The sequence below is a fragment of the Streptomyces sp. NPDC036822 genome, from assembly GCF_055609145.1.
In genome coordinates, this window is the sequence record NZ_JBVJPY010000001.1 from 228,922 (window position 1) to 250,982 (window position 22,061).

19 protein-coding genes and 1 pseudogene are annotated in these 22,061 nt (G+C 72.5%); 9 read left to right on the top strand and 11 right to left on the bottom strand.

The features are described from left to right. The first annotated feature begins 28 nt into the window (after positions 1–28). From ACZ68P_RS01075 to ACZ68P_RS01090, 4 genes are read left to right on the top strand one after another with little or no spacing between them, the layout of a single operon-like run. Positions 29–799, top strand: a complete 771-nt coding sequence (locus ACZ68P_RS01075) for an enoyl-CoA hydratase family protein (protein ID WP_471000691.1) — start codon at positions 29–31, stop codon at positions 797–799. Then, positions 796–1,650 carry a CoA transferase subunit A gene (locus tag ACZ68P_RS01080; protein ID WP_471000694.1) on the top strand — a complete coding sequence of 285 codons (855 nt, stop codon included), beginning with the start codon at positions 796–798 and terminating at the stop codon, positions 1,648–1,650. Before ACZ68P_RS01075 ends, ACZ68P_RS01080 begins: the two co-directional genes overlap by 4 nt. 54 nt (positions 1,651–1,704) lie before the next feature. Beyond that, a complete protein-coding gene (locus ACZ68P_RS01085) occupies positions 1,705–2,439 on the top strand; it encodes a CoA-transferase subunit beta (RefSeq protein WP_471000697.1) in 735 nt (244 codons plus the stop codon). After that, the gene (locus ACZ68P_RS01090; RefSeq protein WP_471000700.1) at positions 2,439–3,488 is read left to right on the top strand and encodes an NAD(P)H-dependent flavin oxidoreductase; all 1,050 of its coding nucleotides are present in this window, start codon (positions 2,439–2,441) and stop codon (positions 3,486–3,488) included. The genes ACZ68P_RS01085 and ACZ68P_RS01090 overlap by 1 nt, the downstream gene beginning before the upstream one ends. Before the next feature lie 176 nt (positions 3,489–3,664). Here the strand turns inward: ACZ68P_RS01090 and ACZ68P_RS01095 are convergent, their stop codons facing one another. From ACZ68P_RS01095 to ACZ68P_RS01120, 6 genes are all read right to left on the bottom strand, one after another. Continuing rightward, complete coding sequence (locus ACZ68P_RS01095) at positions 3,665–5,320, bottom strand: DEAD/DEAH box helicase (protein ID WP_471000703.1); 1,656 nt, start codon at positions 5,318–5,320, stop codon at positions 3,665–3,667. A gap of 93 nt (positions 5,321–5,413) precedes the next feature. Next, positions 5,414–5,617, bottom strand: a complete 204-nt coding sequence (locus tag ACZ68P_RS01100; RefSeq protein WP_005318814.1) for a cold-shock protein — start codon at positions 5,615–5,617, stop codon at positions 5,414–5,416. A 188-nt stretch (positions 5,618–5,805) separates the two neighbouring features. Next, positions 5,806–6,963 (bottom strand): acetyl-CoA C-acetyltransferase, encoded by a 1,158-nt coding sequence (locus ACZ68P_RS01105; protein ID WP_471000706.1) that lies wholly within the window; start codon positions 6,961–6,963, stop codon positions 5,806–5,808. A gap of 18 nt (positions 6,964–6,981) precedes the next feature. Further along, the gene (locus ACZ68P_RS01110) at positions 6,982–7,569 is read right to left on the bottom strand and encodes a TetR/AcrR family transcriptional regulator (protein WP_471002360.1); all 588 of its coding nucleotides are present in this window, start codon (positions 7,567–7,569) and stop codon (positions 6,982–6,984) included. A gap of 90 nt (positions 7,570–7,659) precedes the next feature. Continuing rightward, positions 7,660–8,448: an SDR family oxidoreductase gene (locus tag ACZ68P_RS01115; RefSeq protein WP_471000708.1), complete on the bottom strand. Its 789-nt coding sequence runs from the start codon at positions 8,446–8,448 to the stop codon at positions 7,660–7,662. Further along, positions 8,445–9,581, bottom strand: a complete 1,137-nt coding sequence (locus tag ACZ68P_RS01120; RefSeq protein ID WP_471002363.1) for an acyl-CoA dehydrogenase family protein — start codon at positions 9,579–9,581, stop codon at positions 8,445–8,447. Before ACZ68P_RS01120 ends, ACZ68P_RS01115 begins: the two co-directional genes overlap by 4 nt. A 58-nt stretch (positions 9,582–9,639) precedes the next feature. On the opposite strand from ACZ68P_RS01120, the gene ACZ68P_RS01125 reads away from it, so the two are divergent. Both ACZ68P_RS01125 and ACZ68P_RS01130 read left to right on the top strand, forming a co-directional pair. Next, positions 9,640–10,779, top strand: coding sequence for an acyl-CoA dehydrogenase family protein (locus ACZ68P_RS01125; RefSeq protein WP_471000711.1), 1,140 nt, complete (start codon positions 9,640–9,642; stop codon positions 10,777–10,779). Further along, entirely contained in the window at positions 10,779–11,861 is a 1,083-nt protein-coding gene (locus ACZ68P_RS01130) for an acyl-CoA dehydrogenase family protein (protein ID WP_471000714.1), read from the top strand. Before ACZ68P_RS01125 ends, ACZ68P_RS01130 begins: the two co-directional genes overlap by 1 nt. A gap of 226 nt (positions 11,862–12,087) precedes the next feature. Here ACZ68P_RS01130 and ACZ68P_RS01135 read toward each other — a convergent pair whose 3' ends face one another. Beyond that, a complete protein-coding gene (locus tag ACZ68P_RS01135; RefSeq protein ID WP_471000717.1) occupies positions 12,088–12,465 on the bottom strand; it encodes a VOC family protein in 378 nt (125 codons plus the stop codon). Positions 12,466–12,521: 56 nt separating this feature from the next. After that, positions 12,522–13,241, bottom strand: coding sequence for a VWA domain-containing protein (locus tag ACZ68P_RS01140; RefSeq protein ID WP_471000720.1), 720 nt, complete (start codon positions 13,239–13,241; stop codon positions 12,522–12,524). A 141-nt stretch (positions 13,242–13,382) separates the two neighbouring features. Between ACZ68P_RS01140 and ACZ68P_RS01145 the strand changes: the two are divergent. From ACZ68P_RS01145 to ACZ68P_RS01155, 3 genes and pseudogenes are all read left to right on the top strand, one after another. After that, positions 13,383–13,508 (top strand): annotated as a pseudogene (locus ACZ68P_RS01145) (wHTH domain-containing protein); the annotation flags it as partial. Further along, complete coding sequence (locus ACZ68P_RS01150) at positions 13,505–13,840, top strand: hypothetical protein (RefSeq protein ID WP_471000723.1); 336 nt, start codon at positions 13,505–13,507, stop codon at positions 13,838–13,840. The pseudogene ACZ68P_RS01145 and the gene ACZ68P_RS01150, both read left to right, overlap by 4 nt. After that, a complete protein-coding gene (locus ACZ68P_RS01155; protein WP_471000726.1) occupies positions 13,837–14,289 on the top strand; it encodes a hypothetical protein in 453 nt (150 codons plus the stop codon). The genes ACZ68P_RS01150 and ACZ68P_RS01155 overlap by 4 nt, the downstream gene beginning before the upstream one ends. 250 nt (positions 14,290–14,539) lie before the next feature. On the opposite strand, the gene ACZ68P_RS01160 is transcribed toward ACZ68P_RS01155, so the two are convergent. The 3 genes from ACZ68P_RS01160 to ACZ68P_RS01170 form a co-directional block, all read right to left on the bottom strand. After that, positions 14,540–16,000 (bottom strand): glutamate synthase subunit beta, encoded by a 1,461-nt coding sequence (locus ACZ68P_RS01160; protein WP_471000729.1) that lies wholly within the window; start codon positions 15,998–16,000, stop codon positions 14,540–14,542. Continuing rightward, positions 15,993–20,552 (bottom strand): glutamate synthase large subunit, encoded by a 4,560-nt coding sequence (gltB, locus tag ACZ68P_RS01165; RefSeq protein WP_471000732.1) that lies wholly within the window; start codon positions 20,550–20,552, stop codon positions 15,993–15,995. The genes ACZ68P_RS01160 and gltB overlap by 8 nt, the downstream gene beginning before the upstream one ends. A 572-nt stretch (positions 20,553–21,124) precedes the next feature. Continuing rightward, complete coding sequence (locus tag ACZ68P_RS01170) at positions 21,125–21,853, bottom strand: VIT1/CCC1 transporter family protein (protein ID WP_365715124.1); 729 nt, start codon at positions 21,851–21,853, stop codon at positions 21,125–21,127. Positions 21,854–22,061: the final 208 nt, after the last annotated feature.

The following is a 22,061-nucleotide window of genomic DNA, read 5'->3' on the forward strand; positions in this document are numbered from 1 at the left end:
GTTTGGTGGAAAGGTAGCTGATCCGCTCATGGGTGTCTCCACCTCACGCCCGGGCAAGGGCACCGCACTTGTCACCGTCGACTTCCCGCCCGTCAACGCCCTCCCCGTCCAGGGCTGGTACGACCTCGCCGACGCCGTCCGGGCGGCCGGCCGCGACCCGGAGGTCCGCTGCGTGGTCCTGGCGGCCGAGGGCCGCGGCTTCAACGCGGGCGTCGACATCAAGGAGATGCAGCGCGAACACGGTGTCGGGCACACGGCGCTGATCGGCGCCAACCACGGCTGCGCCGAGGCCTTCTCCGCGGTGTACGCGTGCGAGGTGCCGGTCGTCGCGGCCGTCGGCGGCTTCTGCCTGGGCGGCGGCATCGGACTCGTCGGCAACGCGGACGCGATCGTCGCCTCCGAGGACGCCACCTTCGGACTGCCCGAGCTGGACCGGGGCGCCCTCGGCGCCGCCACCCATCTCGCCCGGCTCGTTCCGCAGCATCTGATGCGCGCGCTGTACTACACCTCCCGCACCGCCACCGCCGCCGAACTCCACGCCCACGGCTCGGTCTGGAAGGTCGTCCCGCGCGCCGGGCTCCTGGACGCCGCGCTGGAGCTGGCGCGGGAGATCGCCGCCAAGGACGGACGGCTGATCCGGCTCGCGAAGGCCGCCCTCAACGGCATCGACCCGGTGGACGTCCACCGCAGCTACCGCTTCGAGCAGGGCTTCACCTTCGAGGCCAATCTCAGCGGTGTCGCCGACCGGGTCCGCGACACCTTCGGGAAACGACGGCAGGCCGAGGAGGGCTCGCGGTGACCGACAAGACGATGACCCCCGAGGAGGTCGTGGGCCGGCTGCGCAGCGGCATGACCCTCGGCATCGGCGGCTGGGGCTCCCGCCGCAAGCCGATGGCCCTGGTCAGAGCGCTGCTCCGGTCCGAGATCACCGATCTCACCGTGATCTCCTGCGGCGGCCCCGACGTGGGTCTCCTCGCCGCCGCCGGCCGGATCCGCCGGCTCGTCGCCCCCTTCGCGACCCTCGACTCCATCCCGCTGGAGCCCCACTTCCGGGCCGCCCGCGAGAGCGGCGCCCTCCGGCTGACGGAGCTCGACGAGGCCATGTTCCTGTGGGGCCTGCACGCGGCCGCCAACCGGCTGCCGTTCCTGCCCGTCCGGGCCGGTCTGGGCTCGGACGTGATGACGGTGAACCCGGAGCTGCGCACGGTCCGCTCGCCCTACCCGGACGAGGACGGCGTGCGCGAGGAGTTCGTCGCCGTGCCCGCCCTGCGGATGGACGCGGCCCTGGTCCACCTCAACCGCGCCGACCGGCTCGGCAACGCCCAGTACCTCGGCCCCGACCCCTACTTCGACGACCTGTTCTGCGAAGCCGCCGACACCGCGTACGTGTCCTGCGAGGAGATCGTGGCCGGCTTCGGCGACGCCGTCCCGCAGACCCTCCTCGTAGGGCGGCACTCCGTCACCGGAGTCGTCGAGACGCCGAACGGCGCCCACTTCACCTCCTGCGCCCCCGACCACCCCCGCGACGAGCCCTTCCAGAGGCTGTACGCGACCACTCCCTGGCCGGAGTTCGCGGCCCGCTTCCTGGCCGGCAAGAGCGAGGACGACTACCAGCAGGCCGTACGCGCCTGGCACGAGGAGCAGCGGTGACCACGACCGCCGCCGAGGAGGAGCAGTGTCCGCGAACCCCACCGAGGAGCAGCAGTGACCACGACCGCCGTCACCCGCGCCGAGTACTGCGTCGTCGCCTGCGCGGAGGCCTGGCGGGACGGCGGCGAGGTCCTCGCCGCCACCATGGCCCCCGTCCCCTCCTTCGGCGCCCGGCTCGCCAAGCGCTCCTTCGCCCCGGATCTGCTGCTCACGGACGGCGAGGCGATGCTCGTCGACCTCGACGGGGAGGTGGAGGGGTGGCTGCCCTACCGCCGTCACCTCACCATGGTCACCGGCGGCAAGCGGCACGTGATGATGGGCGCGAGCCAGATCGACCGGTACGGCAACCAGAACATCTCCTGTGTCGGCGACTGGTCGCGGCCCGCCCGCCAGCTCCTCGGCGTTCGCGGTGCGCCCGTCAACACCTTGAACAACCCGGTGAGTTACTGGATCCCCCGGCACTCGCCACGGGTCTTCGTCGAGCGTGTCGACATGGTCTGCGGCGTCGGCCACGACCGCGCGGCCGCCGCCGGGGCGGGCCGCTTCCACCGGATCCCCCGGGTCGTGACGGACCTCGGCGTACTCGACTTCGAGACGCCCGACCGTGCGATGCGGCTCGCGTCGGTCCATCCGGGGGTGAGCGTGGAGCAGGTGAGGGCGGCGACCGGCTTCGCGCTGGTGATCGGCGACGAGGTGCCGTGCACCCGGGAGCCGACCGCCGAGGAGCTGCGGCTGATCCGCGAGGTGATCGACCCCGCGGGGCTGCGCGAGCGGGAGGTCAGGGTCTGATGGAGACCGCGCTGACCCGGCTCACCGGGGTCGAGCACCCGATCGTGCAGACCGGGATGGGGTGGGTCGCCGGGCCGCGTCTCGTCTCGGCGTCGGCGAACGCCGGGGCGCTGGGCATCCTCGCCTCGGCCACGATGACCGTCGAGGAGCTGCGGGCCGCGGTCCGCGAGGTGAAGTCCCGTACGGACCGGCCGTTCGGGGTCAACCTCCGGGCGGACGCGGCCGACGCCCGGGAACGGGTGCGGATCGTCGTCGACGAGGGGGTACGGGTCGCCTCCTTCGCCCTCGCCCCGTCGCGCGAGCTGATCACCGGGCTGAAGGACGCCGGGGTGGTCGTGATCCCGTCGGTGGGCGCCCGGCGGCACGCGGAGAAGGTCGCCGCGTGGGGCGCGGACGCGGTGATCGTCCAGGGCGGCGAGGGCGGCGGCCACACGGGCGAGGTGGCGACGAGCGTGCTGCTGCCGCAGGTGGTGGACGCGGTCGGCATCCCGGTGATCGCGGCCGGCGGTTTCCACGACGGCCGCGGCCTGGTCGCCGCGCTGTCCTACGGGGCGGCCGGCATCGCGATGGGGACGCGGTTCCTGCTGACGTCGGACTCGACCGTGCCCGACGCGGTGAAGGCGCGGTATCTGGCGGCGACGGTCAAGGACGTCACCGTGACCACGGCCGTGGACGGGCTACCGCACCGGATGCTGCGGACGGAGATGGTCGCGGCGCTGGAGCGCGCGGGCCGGTTCCGGGCGCTGGCGCAGGCCGTGCGCCGGGCGGAGGGCTTCCGGAGGGTCTCGGGTCTGTCGTGGCCGCGGATGGTCCGCGACGGGCTCGCGATGCGGCACGGCAGGGACCTGTCGTGGAGCCAGGTCCTGCTGGCCGCGAACACGCCGATGCTGCTGCGGGCGTCCATGGTCGAGGGCCGTACGGATCTCGGCGTCATGGCGTCCGGGCAGGTCGCGGGCGTGATCGAGGACCTGCCGAGCTGCGGGGAGCTCGTCCTGCGGGTGATGTCCGAGGCCGCGGACGTGCTCCGCTCCCTGCCCTCAGCGGGCTGAGCCCTCGGCGCCGGTCCCCCGCCGCCGGTCGGGCGGATCGACGGGGCGGGTGCACGGGCGCGCTGCCGTCGCCCGCGGTGACCACCGCGAGACGCCGCCCGGCGCGGTGGCGCACCCCGCGGCCCGGGTCCGGGAGCGCCGCCCGTCGGCGGCGCTCCCGGACCCGGCCGGGTGTCCTACTGCGCGGCGCCCCGTCGGCCGCCGCCGCCGGTGCGGGTGCGGGTGCCCGAAGCGCCCGTGCCCGTACGGCCGTTGGAGGCGGTGCGGGTGCGGCCGCCGGTGCCGCCACCGCCGCCGCCCCCTCGGCGGGAGCGCTGTCCGCCGGTCCTGGGCGCGCCGGTCCGGGTGCCGCCGGTCCGGCCCGAGGCGGGCTGGGGCGGCTGCGGGACCTCGATGACGACCGGTATGCCGGACGGCTCGCGGGCGCCGGTGAGCCGGGCCAGCTCCTCGTCGCTGGACTTGATCTGCGCCGTACGCGGGCTGATGCCGGCGTTGGACATCAGCCGGCTCATGTCTCGCTTCTGCTCGGGCAGCACGAGGGTGACGACGCTGCCGGACTCGCCGGCCCGGGCGGTGCGGCCGCCGCGGTGCAGGTAGTCCTTGTGGTCGATCGGCGGGTCGACGTTGACGACCAGGTCCAGGTCGTCGACGTGGATGCCGCGGGCGGCCACGTTGGTCGCCACCAAGACGGTGACCAGGCCGCTCTTGAACTGGTCCAGGGTGCGGTTGCGCTGCGGCTGGGAGCGGCCGCCGTGCAGCCCGGAGGCCCGCACACCGTCGGCGAGGAGCCGCTTGACCAGCCGGTCCACGGCCCGCTTGGTGTCGAGGAAGAGGATCGTGCGGCCGTCGCGGGCCGCGATCCTGGTGGTGACGGCCTTCTTGTCGGTCTCGTCGGCGACGTAGAGCAGGTGGTGCTCCATCGTCGTCACCGCGCCCGCGGACGGGTCGACGGAGTGCACGACGGGGTCGGTGAGGAACATCTTGACCAGCCGGTCGATGTTCTGGTCGAGCGTGGCGGAGAACAGCATCCGCTGGCCGTCCGGCTCGACCTGCTTGAGCAGCGCGACGACCTGGGGCATGAAGCCCATGTCGGCCATCTGGTCGGCCTCGTCGAGGACGGTGATCGCGACCTGGTCGAGGCGGCAGTCGCCGCGCTCGATGAGGTCCTTGAGCCGGCCGGGCGTGGCGACGAGCACCTCGGCGCCGCGGCGCAGGGAGTTCGCCTGCTTGGTGATCGACAGGCCGCCGACGACGGTGGCGAGGCGCAGCTGGACGGAGGTGGCGTACGGCGCGAGGGCGTCGGTCACCTGCTGGGCGAGCTCGCGGGTGGGCACGAGGACCATGGCGAGCGGGGCCTTGGGCTCGGCGCGGCGGCCCGCGGTGCGGGCGAGCAGGGCGAGGCCGAAGGCGAGGGTCTTGCCGGAGCCGGTGCGTCCGCGGCCCAGGATGTCCCGGCCGGCGAGCGAGTTCGGCAGGGTGGCGCCCTGGATCGGGAAGGGCTCGGTCACGCCCTGGGCGGCGAGCGTCTTGACGAGCGCCGGGGGCATGTCGAGGGCGTCGAAGGACTCGACGGAGGGGAGGGCGGGCGTCAGCGTCTCCGGGAGGGTGAACTCGCGCGGAGGCGGGGGTGTGGCGGGGCCACGGCCGCGCGAGGCGCCGCCCTTGGCCTTGGGGGCACCGGAACCGCGGCGCGAGCCGGCGCCGCCGGAGGCGCCGCCCCCCGAGCCGTTACGGCCGCCGGAGCCGCGCGCGGGGCGGCCCGAGGCATTTCCGGACGGGGTTCCGGAAGTAGAGTCCGCGGCCCGGCGGGGCCGCTTTTCGGAGCGAGTCATGGGGGAAATGCCTTCCTGGGCCTGAGCACAGCACGAGCCGGGACCCGCACCTGCGCGGTGCGGGCCCCGGCTGCGAGAAACGCGTTACGGCAATCAGGCGGGGAGGATGTTCTCCGCCTGCGGGCCCTTCTGGCCCTGCGTGACGTCGAAGGTGACCTTCTGGCCTTCCTGCAGCTCACGGAAGCCGGAGGTCGCGATGTTGGAGTAGTGGGCGAAGACGTCGGCGCCGCCGCCGTCCTGCTCGATGAAGCCGAAGCCCTTTTCCGAGTTGAACCACTTCACGGTTCCAGTAGCCATGTGAATCTCCTGAATAGGTAGGGTCCCCATCCCGGAGAGTCCGGAAAACAAAATTGCGCCTGAAGGAACATTCCCGTCAGGCGCACATAAAGTTCATGGGTACCAAAACTAGCAACAGGGAGACACTAGCACGCCGTCCCGCCCGGACGGGCGGGACAGCGACGAGTGTCACACCCGGCGGGCGGACGTCACAGCCGTTCGATGATCGTCACGTTGGCCTGACCGCCGCCCTCGCACATGGTCTGGAGGCCGAACCGGCCGCCGGTGCGCTCGAGTTCGTGGAGGAGGGTGGTCATCAGCCGGACGCCGGTGGCGCCGAGCGGGTGGCCGAGGGCGATGGCGCCGCCGTTCACGTTCACCCGGTCGGGGTCGGCGCCGGTCTCCTTCAGCCAGGCCAGGACGACCGGGGCGAAGGCTTCGTTGATCTCGACCAGATCGATGTCGTCGATCGTCATGCCGGCCTTCTTCAGGGCGTGCGCGGTGGCCGGGATGGGGGCGGACAGCATCCGGATGGGGTCCTCGCCGCGCACCGAGAGGTGGTGGACGCGGGCGCGGGGGGTCAGGCCGTGTTCGCGTACGGCGCGCTCGCTCGCCAGGAGCATCGCCGCGGCGCCGTCGGAGACCTGGGAGGAGCAGGCGGCGGTGATCGTGCCGCCTTCGACCACCGGGGCGAGGGCGGCCATCTTCTCGGCGGTGGTGTCCCGGCGGGGGCCCTCGTCGACGGTCACGGTGCCGTAGGCCGTGGTCTCGCGGGCGAAGCGGCCCTCGTCGATCGCGCGCAGCGCCCGCCGGTGGGAGCGCAGGGCGAACTCCTCCTGGTCGCGGCGGGTGATGCCCCATGTCGCGGCGATCAGCTCGGCGCCGTGGAACTGGTTGACGGGGGCGTCGCCGTAGCGGGCGCGCCACCCTGCGGAGCCGGCGTAGGGGCCGTCGGTGAGACCGAGCGGTTCGGCCGCCTGCCGGGAGGCGAAGGCGATAGGGATCATGGACATGTTCTGGGTGCCGCCCGCGACGACGAGGTCCTGGGTGCCGGAGAGGACACCCTGGGCCGCGAAGTGGACGGCCTGCTGGGAGGAACCGCACTGCCGGTCGACGGTGACGCCCGGGACCTCCTCGGGCAGGCCGGCCGCCAGCCATGCCGTACGGGCGATGTCACCGGCCTGGGGGCCGACGGTGTCCAGGCAGCCGAAGACCACGTCCTCGACGGCGGCCGGGTCGATGCCGGAGCGCTCGACGAGGGCCTTCAGGACGTGGGCGCCGAGGTCCGCCGGGTGGGCGGCGGCGAGTCCGCCCCTGCGGCGGCCCACCGGGGTGCGGACCGCTTCGACGATGTAGGCCTCGGGCATGGCTGCTCCTTCGCGGGGTCAGGTGCGTACGGCGATTCCGTCCAGGACCATCGAGAGGTACTGGCGGGCGATCTCCTCCGGGCTGTGGTGTCCGCCCGGCCGGTACCAGGACGCGGCGACCCAGACGGTGTCGCGCACGAACCGGTAGGTGAGCCGGATGTCGAGGTCGGCGCGGAAGGCCCGGGTGCCGACGCCGCGCTCCAGCGTGCCGAGCCAGGCCTTCTCGAACTTCTGCTGCGACTCGGAGAGGTAGTGGAAGCGGGGCTGGTCGGTGAGGTGCTTGGACTCCTTCTGGTAGATGGCGACGGCGGCGCGGTGCCGGTCGATCTCGCGGAAGGACTCGGTGACGAGGGCCTCGATGGTCTCCCGGGGGCCGAGGCCGGCGGCGAGCACGGCGTCGTACCCCTCCCACAGCTCGGTCAGGAACGTGGAGAGGATCTCGTCGAGCATCGATTCCTTGGAATCGAAGTGGTAGTAGAGGCTGCCGGCGAGCATGCCGGCGGCGTCCGCGATCTTGCGGACGGTGGTGGCGTTGTAGCCCTGGGCGGCGAAGACCTCGGCGGCGGTGTCGAGGAGTTCGCGGCGCCGCTCGGGCGAGGGGGTCACCGGGGTCTTCCGCTGACCGCGCGGCTTGGCGCCGGGCGCGCTGTTCGGCTTGCTGTTCGGCTGGTTCGTCGGCACGTCCCCATTCTCGTCCTACGGGTGCTGGCTGCTGACCGAGACGGTCTCGCCGGTCATGTAGGAGGAGTAGCCGCTGGCGAGGAAGACGATGACGTTGGCGACCTCCCACGGTTCGGCGTGGCGGCCGAAGGCCTCGCGGGCGGTCAGCTCGTCGAGGAGTTCCGCCGAGGTGACCTTGACCAGGTGGGGGTGGAGGGCGAGGGAGGGCGAGACCGCGTTGACGCGGACGCCGTAGGGGGCCGCCTCCAGGGCGGCGCAGCGGGTCAGCGCCATGACTCCGGCCTTGGCGGCGGCGTAGTGGGCCTGGCCGGTCTGGGCGCGCCAGCCGACGACGGAGGCGTTGTTGACGATCACGCCGGGGGTGCCGGACTCCCTGAAGCGGCGCAGGGCGGCGCGGGTGCAGCGGAAGGTGCCGTTCAGGGTGACGTCGAGGACGCGGGTCCACTGTTCGTCGGTCATGTCGGCGAGTTCGGCGGTTCCGCCGAGTCCGGCGTTGCCGACGACGACGTCCAGGGCGCCGTGGAGTCGTACGGCGGTGTCGAAGAGCCGCTGGACCTGGCTCTCGTCGGTGACGTCGCACGGCAGCGCGTCGACGCGGCCGGCGCCGAACTCCGTGGCGAGGGCGGCCTCGGTCTCCTTCAGGCGGCGGGCGTGGGCGTCGCTGAGGAGGACCCGGGCGCCTTCCTCCAGGAATCTGCGGGCGGTGGCGCCGCCGATGCCGGCTCCGGCTGCGGCGGTGATGACGGCGGTGCGGCCGGCGAGGAGGCCGTGTCCCGGTATGTAGGCGGGGGCTGCCGGGGTCATGGGCGCGGCTCCTTCGGGAGGCCGAGCACCCGCTCGGCGATGATGTTCCGCTGGATCTCGCTCGACCCGGCGTAGACGGTGTCGGCGCGGGAGAAGAGGAACAGCCTCTGCCAGGCGTCGAGTTCGTACGGTTCGCCGGGCAGGACGGTGGAGGCGGCGCCGCGGACGTGCATGGCCAGTTCGCCGAGGTCGCGGTGCCAGTGGGACCAGTACAGCTTGGCGGTGGAGGGGTCGGTGCCGCGCAGGGCGCCCGCGCGCATGGCGTGGAGTCCGCTCCAGGCACGGGTGAGCCGGTCGCGGACGAGGGGGTCGGCGAGGGCTCCGGTGCGCCGGGCGAGGGCGATGAGGTCCTCCAGTTCGCGCCGGAAGCCGACCTGCTGGCCGAGGGTGGAGACGCCGCGCTCGAAGCCCAGGGTGGCCATCGCGATCCGCCAGCCGTCGCCGGGTGCGCCGACGACGTGGGCGGCGTCCGCGCGCGCTCCGTCGAAGTGGACCTCGTTGAACTCGCCGGTGCCGGTGAGCTGGGTGATCGGCCGGACCTCGACGCCCGGCTGGTCCATGGGGACGAGGAGGTAGGAGAGGCCCGCGTGCCGGTGGGAGCCGGGGTCGGTGCGGGCGAGGACGAAGCACCACTGGGACTCGTGGGCGAGGGAGGTCCAGATCTTCTGGCCGTGCACCACCCAGGTGTCGCCGTCGCGGGTGGCGCGGGTGCGGACGGCGGCGAGGTCGGAGCCGGCGCCCGGTTCGCTGTAACCCTGGCACCAGAGTTCCTCGGCGGCCCGGATCGGCGGGAGGAAGCGGGCCTGCTGTGCCGGTGTGCCGTGGGCGATGAGGGTGGGGCCGAGAAGCTGTTCGCCGATGTGGTTGACCCGGGCGGGGGCGTCGGCGAGGGCGTACTCCTCGTGGAAGGCGATCTGTTCCGCCACGCTCGCGCCGCGTCCGCCGTACTCCCGCGGCCAGCCGACGCAGGTCCAGGCGTGGGCGGCCAGATGCCGCTCCCAGGCGAGCCGTTCGGCGAACGCCTCGTGCTCGCGGCCCGGCCCGCCGAGCCCCTTCAGGTCCGCGAACGCTCCCCGGAGATGGGCCGCCAGCCAGTCCCGTATCTCGGCACGGAAGGCCTCGACGCTGTCCATGGCGCTGCTCATGGCCGTACGTTAACCTACCAAACACTTGTTAGGGAAGGATGCTCCGATGGATCTGACGCCCACCGCCCAGGAGGAGGACTTCCGCGCCGAGGCCCGCTCCTGGCTGCGCGCCCACGTCCCCGACGAGCCGCTGCCGTCCCTGGAGACCGAGGCGGGCTTCGCGGCCCATCGCGCCTGGGAGGCCCGACTCGCCGCCGACCGCTGGTCGGTGGTCTCCTGGCCGGAGCGGTACGGCGGCCGGGGAGCCGACATCTTCCGGTGGCTCGCCTTCGAGGAGGAGTACTACGCGGCGGGGGCGCCCGGACGGGTCTCGCAGAACGGCATCAGCCTGCTGGCCCCGACCCTCTTCACTCACGCCACCGAGGAGCAGCGGGCCCGTGTCCTGCCCGCGATGGCGACCGGCGAGACGGTCTGGGCGCAGGCGTGGTCGGAACCCGAGGCGGGCTCCGACCTGGCGTCGCTGACCTCGCGGGCGGTCCGTACGCGGGGCGGCTGGCTGCTGTCGGGCCAGAAAACGTGGTCCTCGCGGGCCGCGTTCGCCGACCGGGCCTTCGGCATCTTCCGCAGCGATCCGGCGGCCGACCGCCCGCACCGGGGCCTGACGTACCTGATGTTCGACCTGCGGGCACCGGGCGTGACCGTCCGGCCCGTCGGGCGGCTGGACGGCAAACCGGCCTTCGCCGAACTCTTCCTGGACGAGGTCTTCGTTCCCGACGAGGACGTGATCGGGGAGCCCGGCCAGGGCTGGCGGATCGCGATGTCCACGACCGGCGACGAACGCGGGCTCACCCTGCGCTCCCCCGGCCGCTTCCTGGCCGCCGCCGACCGTCTCGTACGGCTGTGGCGCGCGACCGGCGAGGACCGGGGCGCCCGGGACCGGGTGGCGGACGCGGTGATCGGGGCGCGGGCCTATCAGCTCTTCACGGCGGCCGGGGCCTCGCGGTTCGCGGCGGGCGCGACGATCGGGGCGGAGTCCAGCCTCAACAAGGTCTTCTGGTCGCAGTACGACATCGCGCTGCACGAGACGGCGCTCGACCTGCTGGGCGCGGAGGGCGAGCCGGCGGACGGGGAGTGGAGCGAGGGATACGTCTTCTCGCTGGCCGGGCCCGTCTACGCCGGAACGAACGAGATCCAGCGCGACATCATCGCCGAGCGCCTGCTCGGCCTGCCGAAGGGCCGCCGCTGATGAGGTTCCTGCCGACCGGGGAGCAGCGCGCCTTCAGGCGCTCGCTGGACGCGATGCTGACGGCCGCGGACACGCCGGCGGCGGTACGGGCCTGGGCCCAGGGCGCCCCGGAGGCGGGGCTCGCGGTGTGGGCCCGGCTCGCCGAGGCGGGGGTGTTCGCGCTGCCGGTCCCGGAGGCGTACGGGGGAATGGGCCCGCTTCCCGTCGAGCTGGCCCTGGCCTTCGTGGAACTGGGCCGCCACGCGGTCCCGGGCCCGCTGGTGGAGACGGTGGCGACGGCCGCCCTGCTGAGCGAACTGGCCCGCCTGGGCGAGCCGGGCCCGGCGAAGCGCCTGCTGCCGGGACTGCTGTCGGGCGGGACACCGGCGACCTTGGCGACACCCGCCCGGGGCCCGGCACAAGGCCCGGGCCGGGCCTCGGGCGGGGTGGAGGCGGGCCGGGGCGGTGCTCCCGCGGCCCGCGTCGGCGGGGGCGGTGCCGTCCCGCCCACGCCCTACGCGCTCGACGCCGATGCCGCGGCGGTCACGTGCACCGTCGTCGGGGACGAGCTGCGGATCGCCCCGGGGCACGGCCCCGTGCGGGCGTCCGCCGATCCGGCGCGGCGGCTCGCGCTCCCCGACCCGGGCGGCGAGCTGCTGGCCGCCGGGCCGGCCGTCGTCGCCGCCGCCGGACACGCCGCGCGGTGGGCGATGCTCGCGACGGCCGCGCAGTCGCTGGGGGTCGGGCTCACCCTGCTCGACCGGACGGTGGCGTACGCGAAGCAGCGCACCCAGTTCGGCGCGCCGATCGGCTCGTTCCAGGCGGTCAAGCACCGGCTGGCGGACACGCTGATCGGCCTGGAGTTCGCCCGGCCCCTGCTCTTCGGAGCGGCGCTCACGTTCGAGAGCACCGATCTCGCCGCGGCGAAGGTCACGGCCGGCGAGGCGGCCTACGCCGCGGCCCGGACCGCCCTGCAGGTCCACGGCGCCGTCGGCTACACCGAGGAACTCGACCTCTCCCTCTGGCTGCGCAAGGCCCGCCCGCTGCGGGACGCCTGGGGCGCACCGCCCTGGTGCCGGGCCCTCGTGCTGGGCACGCCGTGACGTCGTGACGTGAGGTGACGACGTGCCGTGCCGGGACGTGCCGTGCCCTGCCGTGCCGGGACGTGCCGTGCCGTGCCGTGCCGGGACGACTGGGCACGACGTCACGGCGGGGCGCCGACAGAGGGCCGCACGCCGAAAGGCGACGGTCGGGAATCCTGACGCCGGTCAGGGATCCTGGCGCGGCGCGCCGTGGTCGTCGCCGCGCCGGATCGTGCGTGGGAGGCCCTCAAGCCACGCGTTCGGAGGCGGACCGCTCCACACAGAACTCGTTGCCCTCCGGGTCGGCCAGGGTCACCCATCCCGTCCCGTCCGGGCGCCGGTGGTCGCCGACCAGCGTCGCGCCCAGCGCCGTCAGCCGCTCGACCTCCTCGTCACGGGTGCGGTCCTGCGGCTGGAGGTCGAGATGCACCCGGTTCTTCACCGCCTTTCCCTCCGGCACGGTCACGAAGAGGATCCCGGCGCCGCCGGGGGTCTCCACCAGCGACTCCTCGTCGCCCGGCGAGTCCTCGTCGGACACCTGGGAGTCCAGCACCGCGGCCCAGAACGTGGCCAGGGCGTAGGCGTCGGAACTGTCGATCGTCACGTGTCGCACCGATGAGCTCATGACGGTCACTCTCGTCCGGGGGCGCCCGCCGGGGCCAGTGGTTTTCGCCGCGGGCGTCAGCCGCGCACGATGGCCTGGGCCCGGGCGGCGGACAGCCAGGCGGGGAAGTCGGCCACGAGCCGGTCGTACAGCTCCGAGTCCGGGACGCGGCGCGGGTCCTTTCCGGCGTGGAAGAAGCCGGCGTTGTCCACGGGCCGCTTGTCCGGAACCGCCAAGTCGTCCAGCTTGCGCAGGAACTCGAACTGCCGGCTGCCCGGGTCGCCGAAGCCGACGAACTGCCAGAAGATCGGCAGCTTCGCCGCCTTGCACAGATAGCGCTCGGCGGCGAGCTTGTTGATCGGCCCGCCGTCGGTCTGGAAGACGACGAGCGCGGGCGCTGTGGCGCCGCTGTCGAGGTAGTGGTCGATGACCGCGTCCATGGCCAGGTGGTAGCTGGTCTTGCCCATGTGGCCGAGACCGGCGACGATCCGGTCGACCCTGCCCTGGTGGTCGGCGAGCGCGATGTCGGTCTCGGCGTCGATGTCGGTGGAGAAGAACACCACCGGCACCCGTCCGTCGTCGTCCAGGTTCGCCGAGAGCCCCAGCACCCGGTCGGCCAGGGCCTGGACGCTGCCGTCCTGGTAGTACGGCTTCATCGAGCCGGAGTAGTCGAGCACCAGATAGACGGCGACGCGCTGCCCGCTCATGCCGTGCTTGAGCAGGGAGACCCCCGCCGACTTGTACAGACTCACCAGCGCGGGTGCGGACTCCTCGACCTTGGTCAGGCTCAGCGCCACGGACGGCTCCCCTCCATCGTCCCGTACGGACTGCCGAGCGTACGGGATCGCCGAGGCCCTCTCGCGAAGGGCCGACACCCGGAGTAACAGGATCTGGAATCATGGGCGTTGGGGTGGTGGTGAGACGAGGGGCCCGTCGACCCGGACCACGTCGTCCTGTGCGCCGAGGAGACGGAGCTTACCGAGGACGACGTCCTCGACCGGCTCCGTCGCTACGCCCGACTGTTCGCCCTTGAGCTGCCCACGCCCGGAGGCCCGCGCCCATGAGTTCCACCGTCCCGTACGAGGACCGGCACCTGCCGCTCACCGAGGCCGCGACGACCTTCCTCTGGGAGTACCGCTCCGAGGGCGAGGGCCGGTACGAGGCGACCGGTGAGTGCCCCGCCTGCCGGTGCGTGATGACCAAGGTCTGGCCCTTCGGCCAGTACGTCGCGACGAAGGGGCCCTTCAGCCGCAAGCACCGGCCCGATGACGACGACGGCCCGTGGTACACCCCGTGCGTCTGCACGTCCTGGCACGTGAACCGGCCGGCCGGGGCGGACCGGGGCTGCGGCGCCGGTTTCTGGATCGCCTTCCCGCCGTCGGGGCTTCCCCGGTGAGCGAGTACACGGCGGAGGAACTCCGCGACGCCGAGGCGCGGGCCGGCGCGATGGCGACCCCGCCGGCGCAGCTGCGGGCGGCCCTCCAGCAGGCGGAGGGGTACCGCAACTTCCTCACGACGCTCACCGGTCTACTCACGGTGATCTTCGTGCTGAAGGGCCAGGAGAACCTGAGCAAGCTGTCGCCCGGGCCGAGGTGGTCGGTGATCGGGCTGCTCGCCGGAGCGTTCCTGCTGCTGATCGTGGCCTCGTGGATGATGGTCTCCGCCGTCCACGAGCGCCCGGGCGCGACCCGCCCCCTCGGTGCGGTGCAGATCCTCCGCTACGAGCGGAAGCGCGCCCGTACGGTCCGGCGGATGACGGACTGGGCGCGCTGGATGGGCCTGCTGGGCGTCCTGGCCGTGGCGGCGGCGTCCTTGATCACCTGGATCGCCCCGAGCGGCGGCTGACCCCTCTGCTCCCGGGACGCGCCGCGGCGCCCGCCCAGCCGTCCGGTGCCCTTCCTCGAGGCCGCCCTCGCACCGATCGGCCGCGGGCGGCCTCCCGGGCTTCGGCCGGCCGCGCCGGACTCCGTCCGCCGGGCGTGCCTTCCCGGGACGCGCCGCGGCGCCCGCCCAGTCGTCCGGTCGGGGACATTCGGGAAGGCGCCGCGCTCAGTTCCGTACGTCGTTGTACGGGACGTCTCAGGGTGCTGCCGGATCAGACCGTCAGGGAACGGTCCGTCGGGCGGATCGGGGCCGGGAGGTCGCTCGCGCCCGTCAGGAAGCGGTCGACTCCGCGCGCCGCCGAGCGGCCCTCGGCGATCGCCCAGACGATCAGCGACTGACCGCGGCCCGCGTCGCCGGCCACGAACACGCCACCGACGTTGGTGGCGAAGTCCGCGTCCCGCGCGATGTTGCCGCGCTCGTCGAGCTCCAAGCCGAACTGCGAGACGAGACCGTTCTCGACGTCCGTACCCGTGAAGCCCATCGCGAGCGTCACCAGCTGGGCGGGGATCTTGCGCTCCGTGCCCGGCTTCTGGGTCAGCTTACCCTCGATGAACTCGACCTCGACCAGGTGCAGGAACTGGACGTTGCCGTCCTCGTCGCCCTCGAAGTGGGTGGTGGAGACGGAGTAGACCCGCTCGCCGCCCTCCTCGTGTGCCGAGGTGACCTTGTAGAGCATCGGGAACGTGGGCCACGGCTGGCCGGCCGCGCGGTCCTCGCCCGGTCGCGGCATGATCTCCAGCTGGGTGACCGAGGCCGCGCCCTGGCGGTGGGCGGTGCCCACGCAGTCCGCGCCGGTGTCGCCGCCGCCGATGACCACGACGTGCTTGCCCTCGGCCGTGATCGGCGGAGCCACGAAGTCGCCCTCGACGACCTTGTTGGCGAGCGGCAGGTACTCCATCGCCTGGTGGATGCCGGCCAGCTCCCGGCCGGGGACCGGCAGGTCGCGGGCGGTGGTGGCACCGGCGGCGATGACCACGGCGTCGTACCGCTTGCGCAGGTCCTTCGCGGTGATGTCACGGCCGATCTCGACACCCGTGCGGAACTTGGTGCCCTCCGCGCGCATCTGCTCGATGCGGCGGTTGATGTGCCGCTTCTCCATCTTGAACTCGGGGATGCCGTAGCGCAGCAGGCCGCCGATGCGGTCGGCGCGCTCGAAGACGGCGACCGTGTGGCCGGCCCGGGTCAGCTGCTGGGCGGCGGCGAGACCCGCCGGGCCGGAGCCGATGACCGCGACGGTCTTGCCGGACAGGCGCTCGGGCGCCTGCGGCTTGACGTCGTTGCTGTCCCACGCCTTGTCGATGATGGAGACTTCGACGTTCTTGATGGTGACGGCCGGCTGGTTGATGCCGAGCACGCACGCGGCCTCGCACGGAGCCGGGCACAGGCGGCCGGTGAACTCCGGGAAGTTGTTGGTGGCGTGCAGCCGCTCGGAGGCCTGGGACCAGTCCTCGCGGTAGGCGTAGTCGTTCCACTCGGGGATCAGGTTCCCGAGCGGACAGCCGTTGTGGCAGAACGGGATGCCGCAGTCCATGCAGCGGCCGGCCTGCTTGCTGATGATCGGCAGCAGGGAGCCGGGAACGTAGACCTCGTTCCAGTCCTTGACTCGCTCGCCCACCGGCCGGGTCTTGGCGACCTCGCGCCCGGTGGTCAGGAAGCCCTTGGGGTCAGCCATTGGTCGCCGCCTCCATCATCTTCTCGGTGGTCTCGGCCTCGGAGAGACCGGCGAGCTCAGCGGCGTCCTTGGCGGCGAGCACTGCCTTGTACGTGGTCGGGATGATCTTGCTGAAGCGGTCGGCGTTCACGGCCCAGTCGGCGAGGAGCTTCTCGGCGACGGTCGAGCCCGTCTCCTCCTGGTGGCGGCGCACGACGTCGTGCAGCCATGCCTTGTCGGTGTCCGACAGGGCTTCGACGGCGGCCAGGTTCCCGGAGTTGACGTTGTCCCGGTCGAGGTCGACGACGTACGCGACGCCGCCCGACATGCCGGCCGCGAAGTTGCGGCCCGTCTCGCCGAGGACGACCGCGGTGCCGCCGGTCATGTACTCGCAGCCGTGATCGCCCACGCCTTCCGAGACGACCAGCGCGCCGGAGTTGCGGACGCAGAAGCGCTCGCCGGTGCGGCCCCGCAGGAACAGTTCGCCGCCGGTCGCCCCGTACGCGATGGTGTTGCCCGCGATCGTGGAGTACTCGGCCAGGTGGTCGGCGCCGCGGTCCGGGCGGACGACGACACGGCCGCCGGAGAGGCCCTTGCCGACGTAGTCGTTGGCGTCGCCCTCCAGGCGGAGCGTGACACCGCTCGGCAGGAAGGCGCCGAACGACTGGCCGGCGGAGCCGGTGAAGGTGATGTCGATGGTGTCGGCGGGCAGGCCCGCGCCACCGAACTTCTTGGTGACCTCGTGGCCGAGCATGGTGCCGACCGTGCGGTTGATGTTGCGGATCGCGACCTGGGCCCGGACCGGCTGCGCCTCCTCGGCCGAGTTCGCGCCCAGTGCCTCGGCGGCGAGCTCGATCAGCTCGTTGTCGAGGGCCTTCTCCAGGCCGTGGTCCTGCTCGACCAGGGCGTGGCGGACCGCGCCCTCGGGCAGCTCGGGCACGTGGAAGAGCGGGGCCAGGTCCAGGCCCTGCGCCTTCCAGTGGGTGACGGCGCGGCTGGTGTCGAGGAGCTCGGCGTGGCCGACGGCCTCCTCGAGGGTGCGGAAGCCCAGCTCGGCGAGGAGTTCGCGGACCTCTTCGGCGATGAACTCGAAGAAGTTGACGACGTACTCGGCCTTGCCGGAGAAACGGTCCCGCAGGACCGGGTTCTGGGTGGCGATGCCGACCGGGCAGGTGTCCAGGTGGCAGACGCGCATCATGACGCAACCGGAGACGACGAGCGGCGCGGTCGCGAAACCGAACTCCTCGGCGCCGAGCAGCGCGGCGATGACGACGTCGCGGCCGGTCTTGAGCTGGCCGTCGGTCTGGACGACGATCCGGTCGCGCAGGCCGTTGAGCAGCAGGGTCTGCTGGGTCTCGGCGAGGCCGAGCTCCCAGGGGCCGCCCGCGTGCTTGAGCGAGGTGAGCGGCGAGGCGCCCGTGCCGCCGTCGTGGCCGGAGATGAGGACGACGTCCGCGTGGGCCTTGGAGACGCCCGCGGCGACCGTGCCGACGCCGACCTCGGAGACCAGCTTCACGTGGATACGGGCGGCCGGGTTGGCGTTCTTGAGGTCGTGGATCAGCTGAGCCAGGTCCTCGATGGAGTAGATGTCGTGGTGCGGCGGCGGCGAGATGAGGCCGACGCCGGGCGTCGAGTGACGCGTCTTGGCGACCCACGGGTAGACCTTGTGGCCGGGCAGCTGGCCGCCCTCGCCGGGCTTGGCGCCCTGCGCCATCTTGATCTGGATGTCGTCGGCGTTGACCAGGTACTCGCTGGTGACACCGAAGCGGCCGGAGGCGACCTGCTTGATGGAGGAGCGGCGCGCCGGGTCGTACAGGCGGTCCGGGTCCTCGCCGCCCTCACCGGTGTTGGACTTGCCGCCCAGCTGGTTCATGGCGATGGCGAGGGTCTCGTGCGCCTCGCGGGAGATGGAGCCGTACGACATGGCGCCCGTCGAGAACCGCTTGACGATCTCGGAGGCGGGCTCGACCTCGTCGATGGAGATCGAGGGGCGGTCCGAGGTGATGCCGAAGAGGCCGCGGAGCGTCATGAGGCGCTCGGACTGCTCGTTCACCCGGTCCGTGTACTGCTTGAAGATGTCGTACCGCTTGTTGCGCGTGGCGTGCTGCAGGCGGAAGACGGTCTCGGGGTCGAACAGGTGCGGCTCGCCCTCGCGGCGCCACTGGTACTCGCCGCCGATGTCCAGCGCGCGGTGCGCGGAGGGGACGCCGGAGGCGGGGTATGCCTTGGCGTGCCGGGCGGCGACCTCCTTGGCGACGACGTCGAGGCCGGCGCCGCCGATCTTGGTCGCGGTGCCGTTGAAGTACTTCTCGACGAAGGCCTGGTCGAGGCCGACGGCCTCGAAGACCTGGGCGCCGCGGTAGGAGGCGACGGTCGAGATGCCCATCTTGGACATGACCTTCAGGACGCCCTTGCCGAGGGCGTAGATCAGGTTGCGGATGGCCTGCTCGGGCTCCAGGCCCTCGATGAAGGTGCCGGCGCGGACCAGGTCCTCGACCGACTCCATCGCGAGGTACGGGTTGACGGCGGCGGCGCCGTAGCCGATGAGGAGGGCCACGTGGTGGACCTCGCGGACGTCGCCGGCCTCGACCAGCAGGCCCACCTGGGTGCGCTGCTTGGTGCGGATGAGGTGGTGGTGGACGGCCGCGGTGAGCAGCAGCGACGGGACCGGCGCGTGCTCGGCGTCGGAGTGCCGGTCGGAGAGGACGATCAGGCGGGCGCCGCCCTCGATCGCGGCGTCGGCCTCGGCGCAGATCTCCTCGATGCGGGCGGCCAGGGCCTCGCCGCCGCCGGAGACCCGGTACAGGCCGGACAGGGTCGCGGCCTTCATGCCGGGCATGTCGCCGTCGGCGTTGATGTGGATGAGCTTGGCCAGCTCGTCGTTGTCGATCACCGGGAAGGGGAGCGTGACGCTGCGACACGAGGCCGAGGTCGGCTCCAGCAGGTTGCCCTGCGGGCCCAGGGAGGAGCGCAGCGAGGTGACGAGCTCCTCGCGGATGGCGTCCAGCGGCGGGTTGGTGACCTGCGCGAAGAGCTGGGTGAAGTAGTCGAAGAGCAGCCGGGGGCGCTCGGACAGGGCCGCGATCGGGGAGTCCGTGCCCATGGAGCCGAGCGGCTCGCCGGCGGTGCGGGCCATCGGGGCGAGGATGATGCGGAGCTCTTCCTCGGTGTAGCCGAAGGTCTGCTGGCGGCGGGTGACCGAGGCGTGGGTGTGGACGATGTGCTCGCGCTCGGGGAGGTCCTCGAGCTCGATCTCGCCGGTCTCCAGCCACTCGGCGTACGGGTTCTCGGCGGCGAGGCCGGCCTTGATCTCGTCGTCCTCGATGATCCGGTGCTCGGCGGTGTCGACGAGGAACATCTTGCCGGGCTGCAGGCGGCCCTTGCGGACGACCTTGGCGGGGTCGATGTCGAGGACGCCGACCTCGGAGGAGAGGACGACGAGGCCCTCGTCGGTGACCCAGTAGCGGCCGGGGCGCAGACCGTTGCGGTCGAGGACCGCGCCGACCTGGACGCCGTCGGTGAAGGTGACGCAGGCCGGGCCGTCCCAGGGCTCCATCATCGTGGCGTGGTACTGGTAGAAGGCGCGCCGGGCCGGGTCCATGGTCTCGTGGTTCTCCCACGCTTCCGGGACCATCATCAGGACGCTGTGCGGCAGGGAGCGCCCGCCGAGGTGGAGCAGCTCCAGGACCTCGTCGAAGGAGGCGGAGTCGGAGGCGTCCGGGGTGCAGACGGGGAAGATGCGGTCGAGCTTGCCCTCGCCGAAGAGGTCGGAGGCGAGCTGGGACTCGCGGGCCACCATCCAGTTGCGGTTGCCCTTGACCGTGTTGATCTCGCCGTTGTGCGCGACGAAGCGGTACGGGTGGGCCAGCGGCCAGCTCGGGAAGGTGTTGGTGGAGAACCGGGAGTGGACCAGGGCCACGGCGGTGGCGCAGCGGCGGTCCGACAGGTCCGGGAAGAAGGGCTCCAGCTGGCCGGTGGTCAGCATGCCCTTGTAGACGATGGTGCGGGCGGAGAGCGACGGGAAGTACGTCGCCGCCTCGCGCTCGGCGCGCTTGCGCAGGAGGAAGGCCTTGCGGTCGAGCGCGATGTCCGTGTTCCGGCCGTCGGTGACGAAGAGCTGGCGGAAGACGGGCATGGTGGAGCGGGCCGAGGCGCCGAGCAGCTCGGGGGCGACGGGGACCTCGCGCCAGCCGAGGACGTCGAGGCCTTCTTCGGCGGCGATCGTCTCGATCTGCGAGACGGCCTGTGCGGAGCCGTCGGCAGGGAGGAAGGCGATGCCGACGGCGTAGGCGCCGGCGGCGGGGAGGTCGAAGTCGGTGACCTCGCGGAGGAAGGCGTCCGGGACCTGGAGCAGGATGCCGGCTCCGTCTCCGGAGTCGGGCTCGGAGCCGGTGGCGCCGCGGTGCTCGAGGTTGCGCAGTACGGTCAGCGCCTGCTCGACCAGCGCGTGGCTGGCTACACCGGTGAGGGTGGCCACGAACCCGACACCACAGGCGTCGTGTTCGTTACGGGGGTCGTACATCCCCTGCGGAGCGGGGCGACCGTCCATGGGCGACCAGGCGTCGGAACGCATCGGCTCTCCCGTCGTCGTCGTGGCATATGCAGCAGCCGAGGGACGACGTTGGCCCTCCGCGAAATTTCGTGCAGGTTACATGATGGCTGGCTTCTCGGGAAGCGGATAGCTCATTCCAGCATGCGGACACCGCTGACACGGAGCGGTGGCGTTGGTTCACAGGTGGACAGGTCGATCTTGTGGCATTCGTAAGGATTCGACGACCTGTCGCGGAGCGGGCTTCATTGCCCGCGGCGCTTACGCCTCATGCCCTGCGGTCAGGGTTTCGAAACCGCCGGGTAACCGGCTAGATATGTCGCGCTGTGCATAGTGTCTCACTGGTCCGGCGGATCCGCTCAGGGATATACGTCACAGCCAGCATGCACGCGAAAGGCCCCCGCCGCAGGGCGTGGGCCGGGGCGGGGGCCGCCTTCCGGGGTCCGGGCAGCTACGGCCAGGGGCCGGGGGCGCCTCTACGTCAGGGGCCGGGGGTCCCGGGTCCCGGCCGGGGAGCCCGGGGCCGGGGGCGCCTACGAGTCAAGGGCCGAGGATTCCGGGCCCGGGCCCGGGCCCGGGGGATCCGGGCGCACGTGTCAGAGCGCCGCTCCGAAGAGCATGCCGAGACCGTACGTGAGGGCCGCGGCGGCGCCGCCGAGGACGAGCTGGCGCAGGCCGCTGAACCACCAGCTGCGGGCCGTCACCCGGGCCACGAGCGCGCCGCAGGCGAAGAGCCCGACGAGGGCGAGGAGCACGGCGGGCCAGAGCGCGGTCGCACCGAGCAGGTACGGCAGCACGGGGAGCAGGGCGCCGAGCGCGAACGAGCCGAAGGACGACACGGCGGCGATCATCGGCGAGGGCAGGTCGTCGGGGTCGATGCCCAGCTCCTCGCGGGCGTGGATCTCCAGCGCCTGCTCGGGGTCACGGGAGAGCTGCATCGCCACCTCGCGGGCGAGCGCGGGCTCGACGCCCCGGGAGACGTACAGCGCGGCCAGCTCCTCCATCTCGTCGACCGGGTGCTTGCGCAGCTGCCGGCGCTCGACGTCCAGCTCGGCCTGGACCAGCTCCCGCTGCGAGGCGACGGAGGTGTACTCGCCGGCCGCCATGGAGAACGCGCCGGCCGCGAGTCCGGCGAGGCCCGTGATCACGATGGTCTGCTGGGAGACCGCGCCACCGGCGACACCGGTCATGAGGGCGAGGTTGGAGACGAGGCCGTCCATCGCCCCGAACACGGCGGGGCGCAGCCATCCGCCGTTCACGTCACGGTGCGTGTGGTTGTCGCGGTGCGCCTCGTGGAGCGGCGCCTCGGTTTCGATGATGGACATGCTTCTCCCCTGTCGTTCCAGCGGGTCGGGCTGACCCCGCCACCCCCAGCACTGTCGAAAATACGCGCGATGTAAGGGGCGCGCCAGCAAGGCAGGCCGTACTTAGTAAGGCTCACCTGATCTTTCCGACGTGGCGTCAGGCGGGTGACAGAAACGGTTCCGCGCACTCTTCGCGCCCCTCGCGGGGACAGATCAGGGAACCGTGAAA

Coding starts and splice junctions, on each gene's coding strand:
- ACZ68P_RS01075 (WP_471000691.1), top strand. CDS start 29: ATGGGTGTCTCCACCTCACGCCCGGGCAAGGGCACCGCACTTGTCACC.
- ACZ68P_RS01090 (WP_471000700.1), top strand. CDS start 2,439: ATGGAGACCGCGCTGACCCGGCTCACCGGGGTCGAGCACCCGATCGTG.
- ACZ68P_RS01095 (WP_471000703.1), bottom strand. CDS start 5,320: ATGACTCGCTCCGAAAAGCGGCCCCGCCGGGCCGCGGACTCTACTTCC.
- ACZ68P_RS01100 (WP_005318814.1), bottom strand. CDS start 5,617: ATGGCTACTGGAACCGTGAAGTGGTTCAACTCGGAAAAGGGCTTCGGC.
- ACZ68P_RS01105 (WP_471000706.1), bottom strand. CDS start 6,963: ATGCCCGAGGCCTACATCGTCGAAGCGGTCCGCACCCCGGTGGGCCGC.
- ACZ68P_RS01115 (WP_471000708.1), bottom strand. CDS start 8,448: ATGACCCCGGCAGCCCCCGCCTACATACCGGGACACGGCCTCCTCGCC.
- ACZ68P_RS01120 (WP_471002363.1), bottom strand. CDS start 9,581: ATGGACAGCGTCGAGGCCTTCCGTGCCGAGATACGGGACTGGCTGGCG.
- ACZ68P_RS01125 (WP_471000711.1), top strand. CDS start 9,640: ATGGATCTGACGCCCACCGCCCAGGAGGAGGACTTCCGCGCCGAGGCC.
- ACZ68P_RS01130 (WP_471000714.1), top strand. CDS start 10,779: ATGAGGTTCCTGCCGACCGGGGAGCAGCGCGCCTTCAGGCGCTCGCTG.
- ACZ68P_RS01135 (WP_471000717.1), bottom strand. CDS start 12,465: ATGAGCTCATCGGTGCGACACGTGACGATCGACAGTTCCGACGCCTAC.
- ACZ68P_RS01150 (WP_471000723.1), top strand. CDS start 13,505: ATGAGTTCCACCGTCCCGTACGAGGACCGGCACCTGCCGCTCACCGAG.
- ACZ68P_RS01160 (WP_471000729.1), bottom strand. CDS start 16,000: ATGGCTGACCCCAAGGGCTTCCTGACCACCGGGCGCGAGGTCGCCAAG.
- gltB (WP_471000732.1), bottom strand. CDS start 20,552: ATGCGTTCCGACGCCTGGTCGCCCATGGACGGTCGCCCCGCTCCGCAG.
- ACZ68P_RS01170 (WP_365715124.1), bottom strand. CDS start 21,853: ATGTCCATCATCGAAACCGAGGCGCCGCTCCACGAGGCGCACCGCGAC.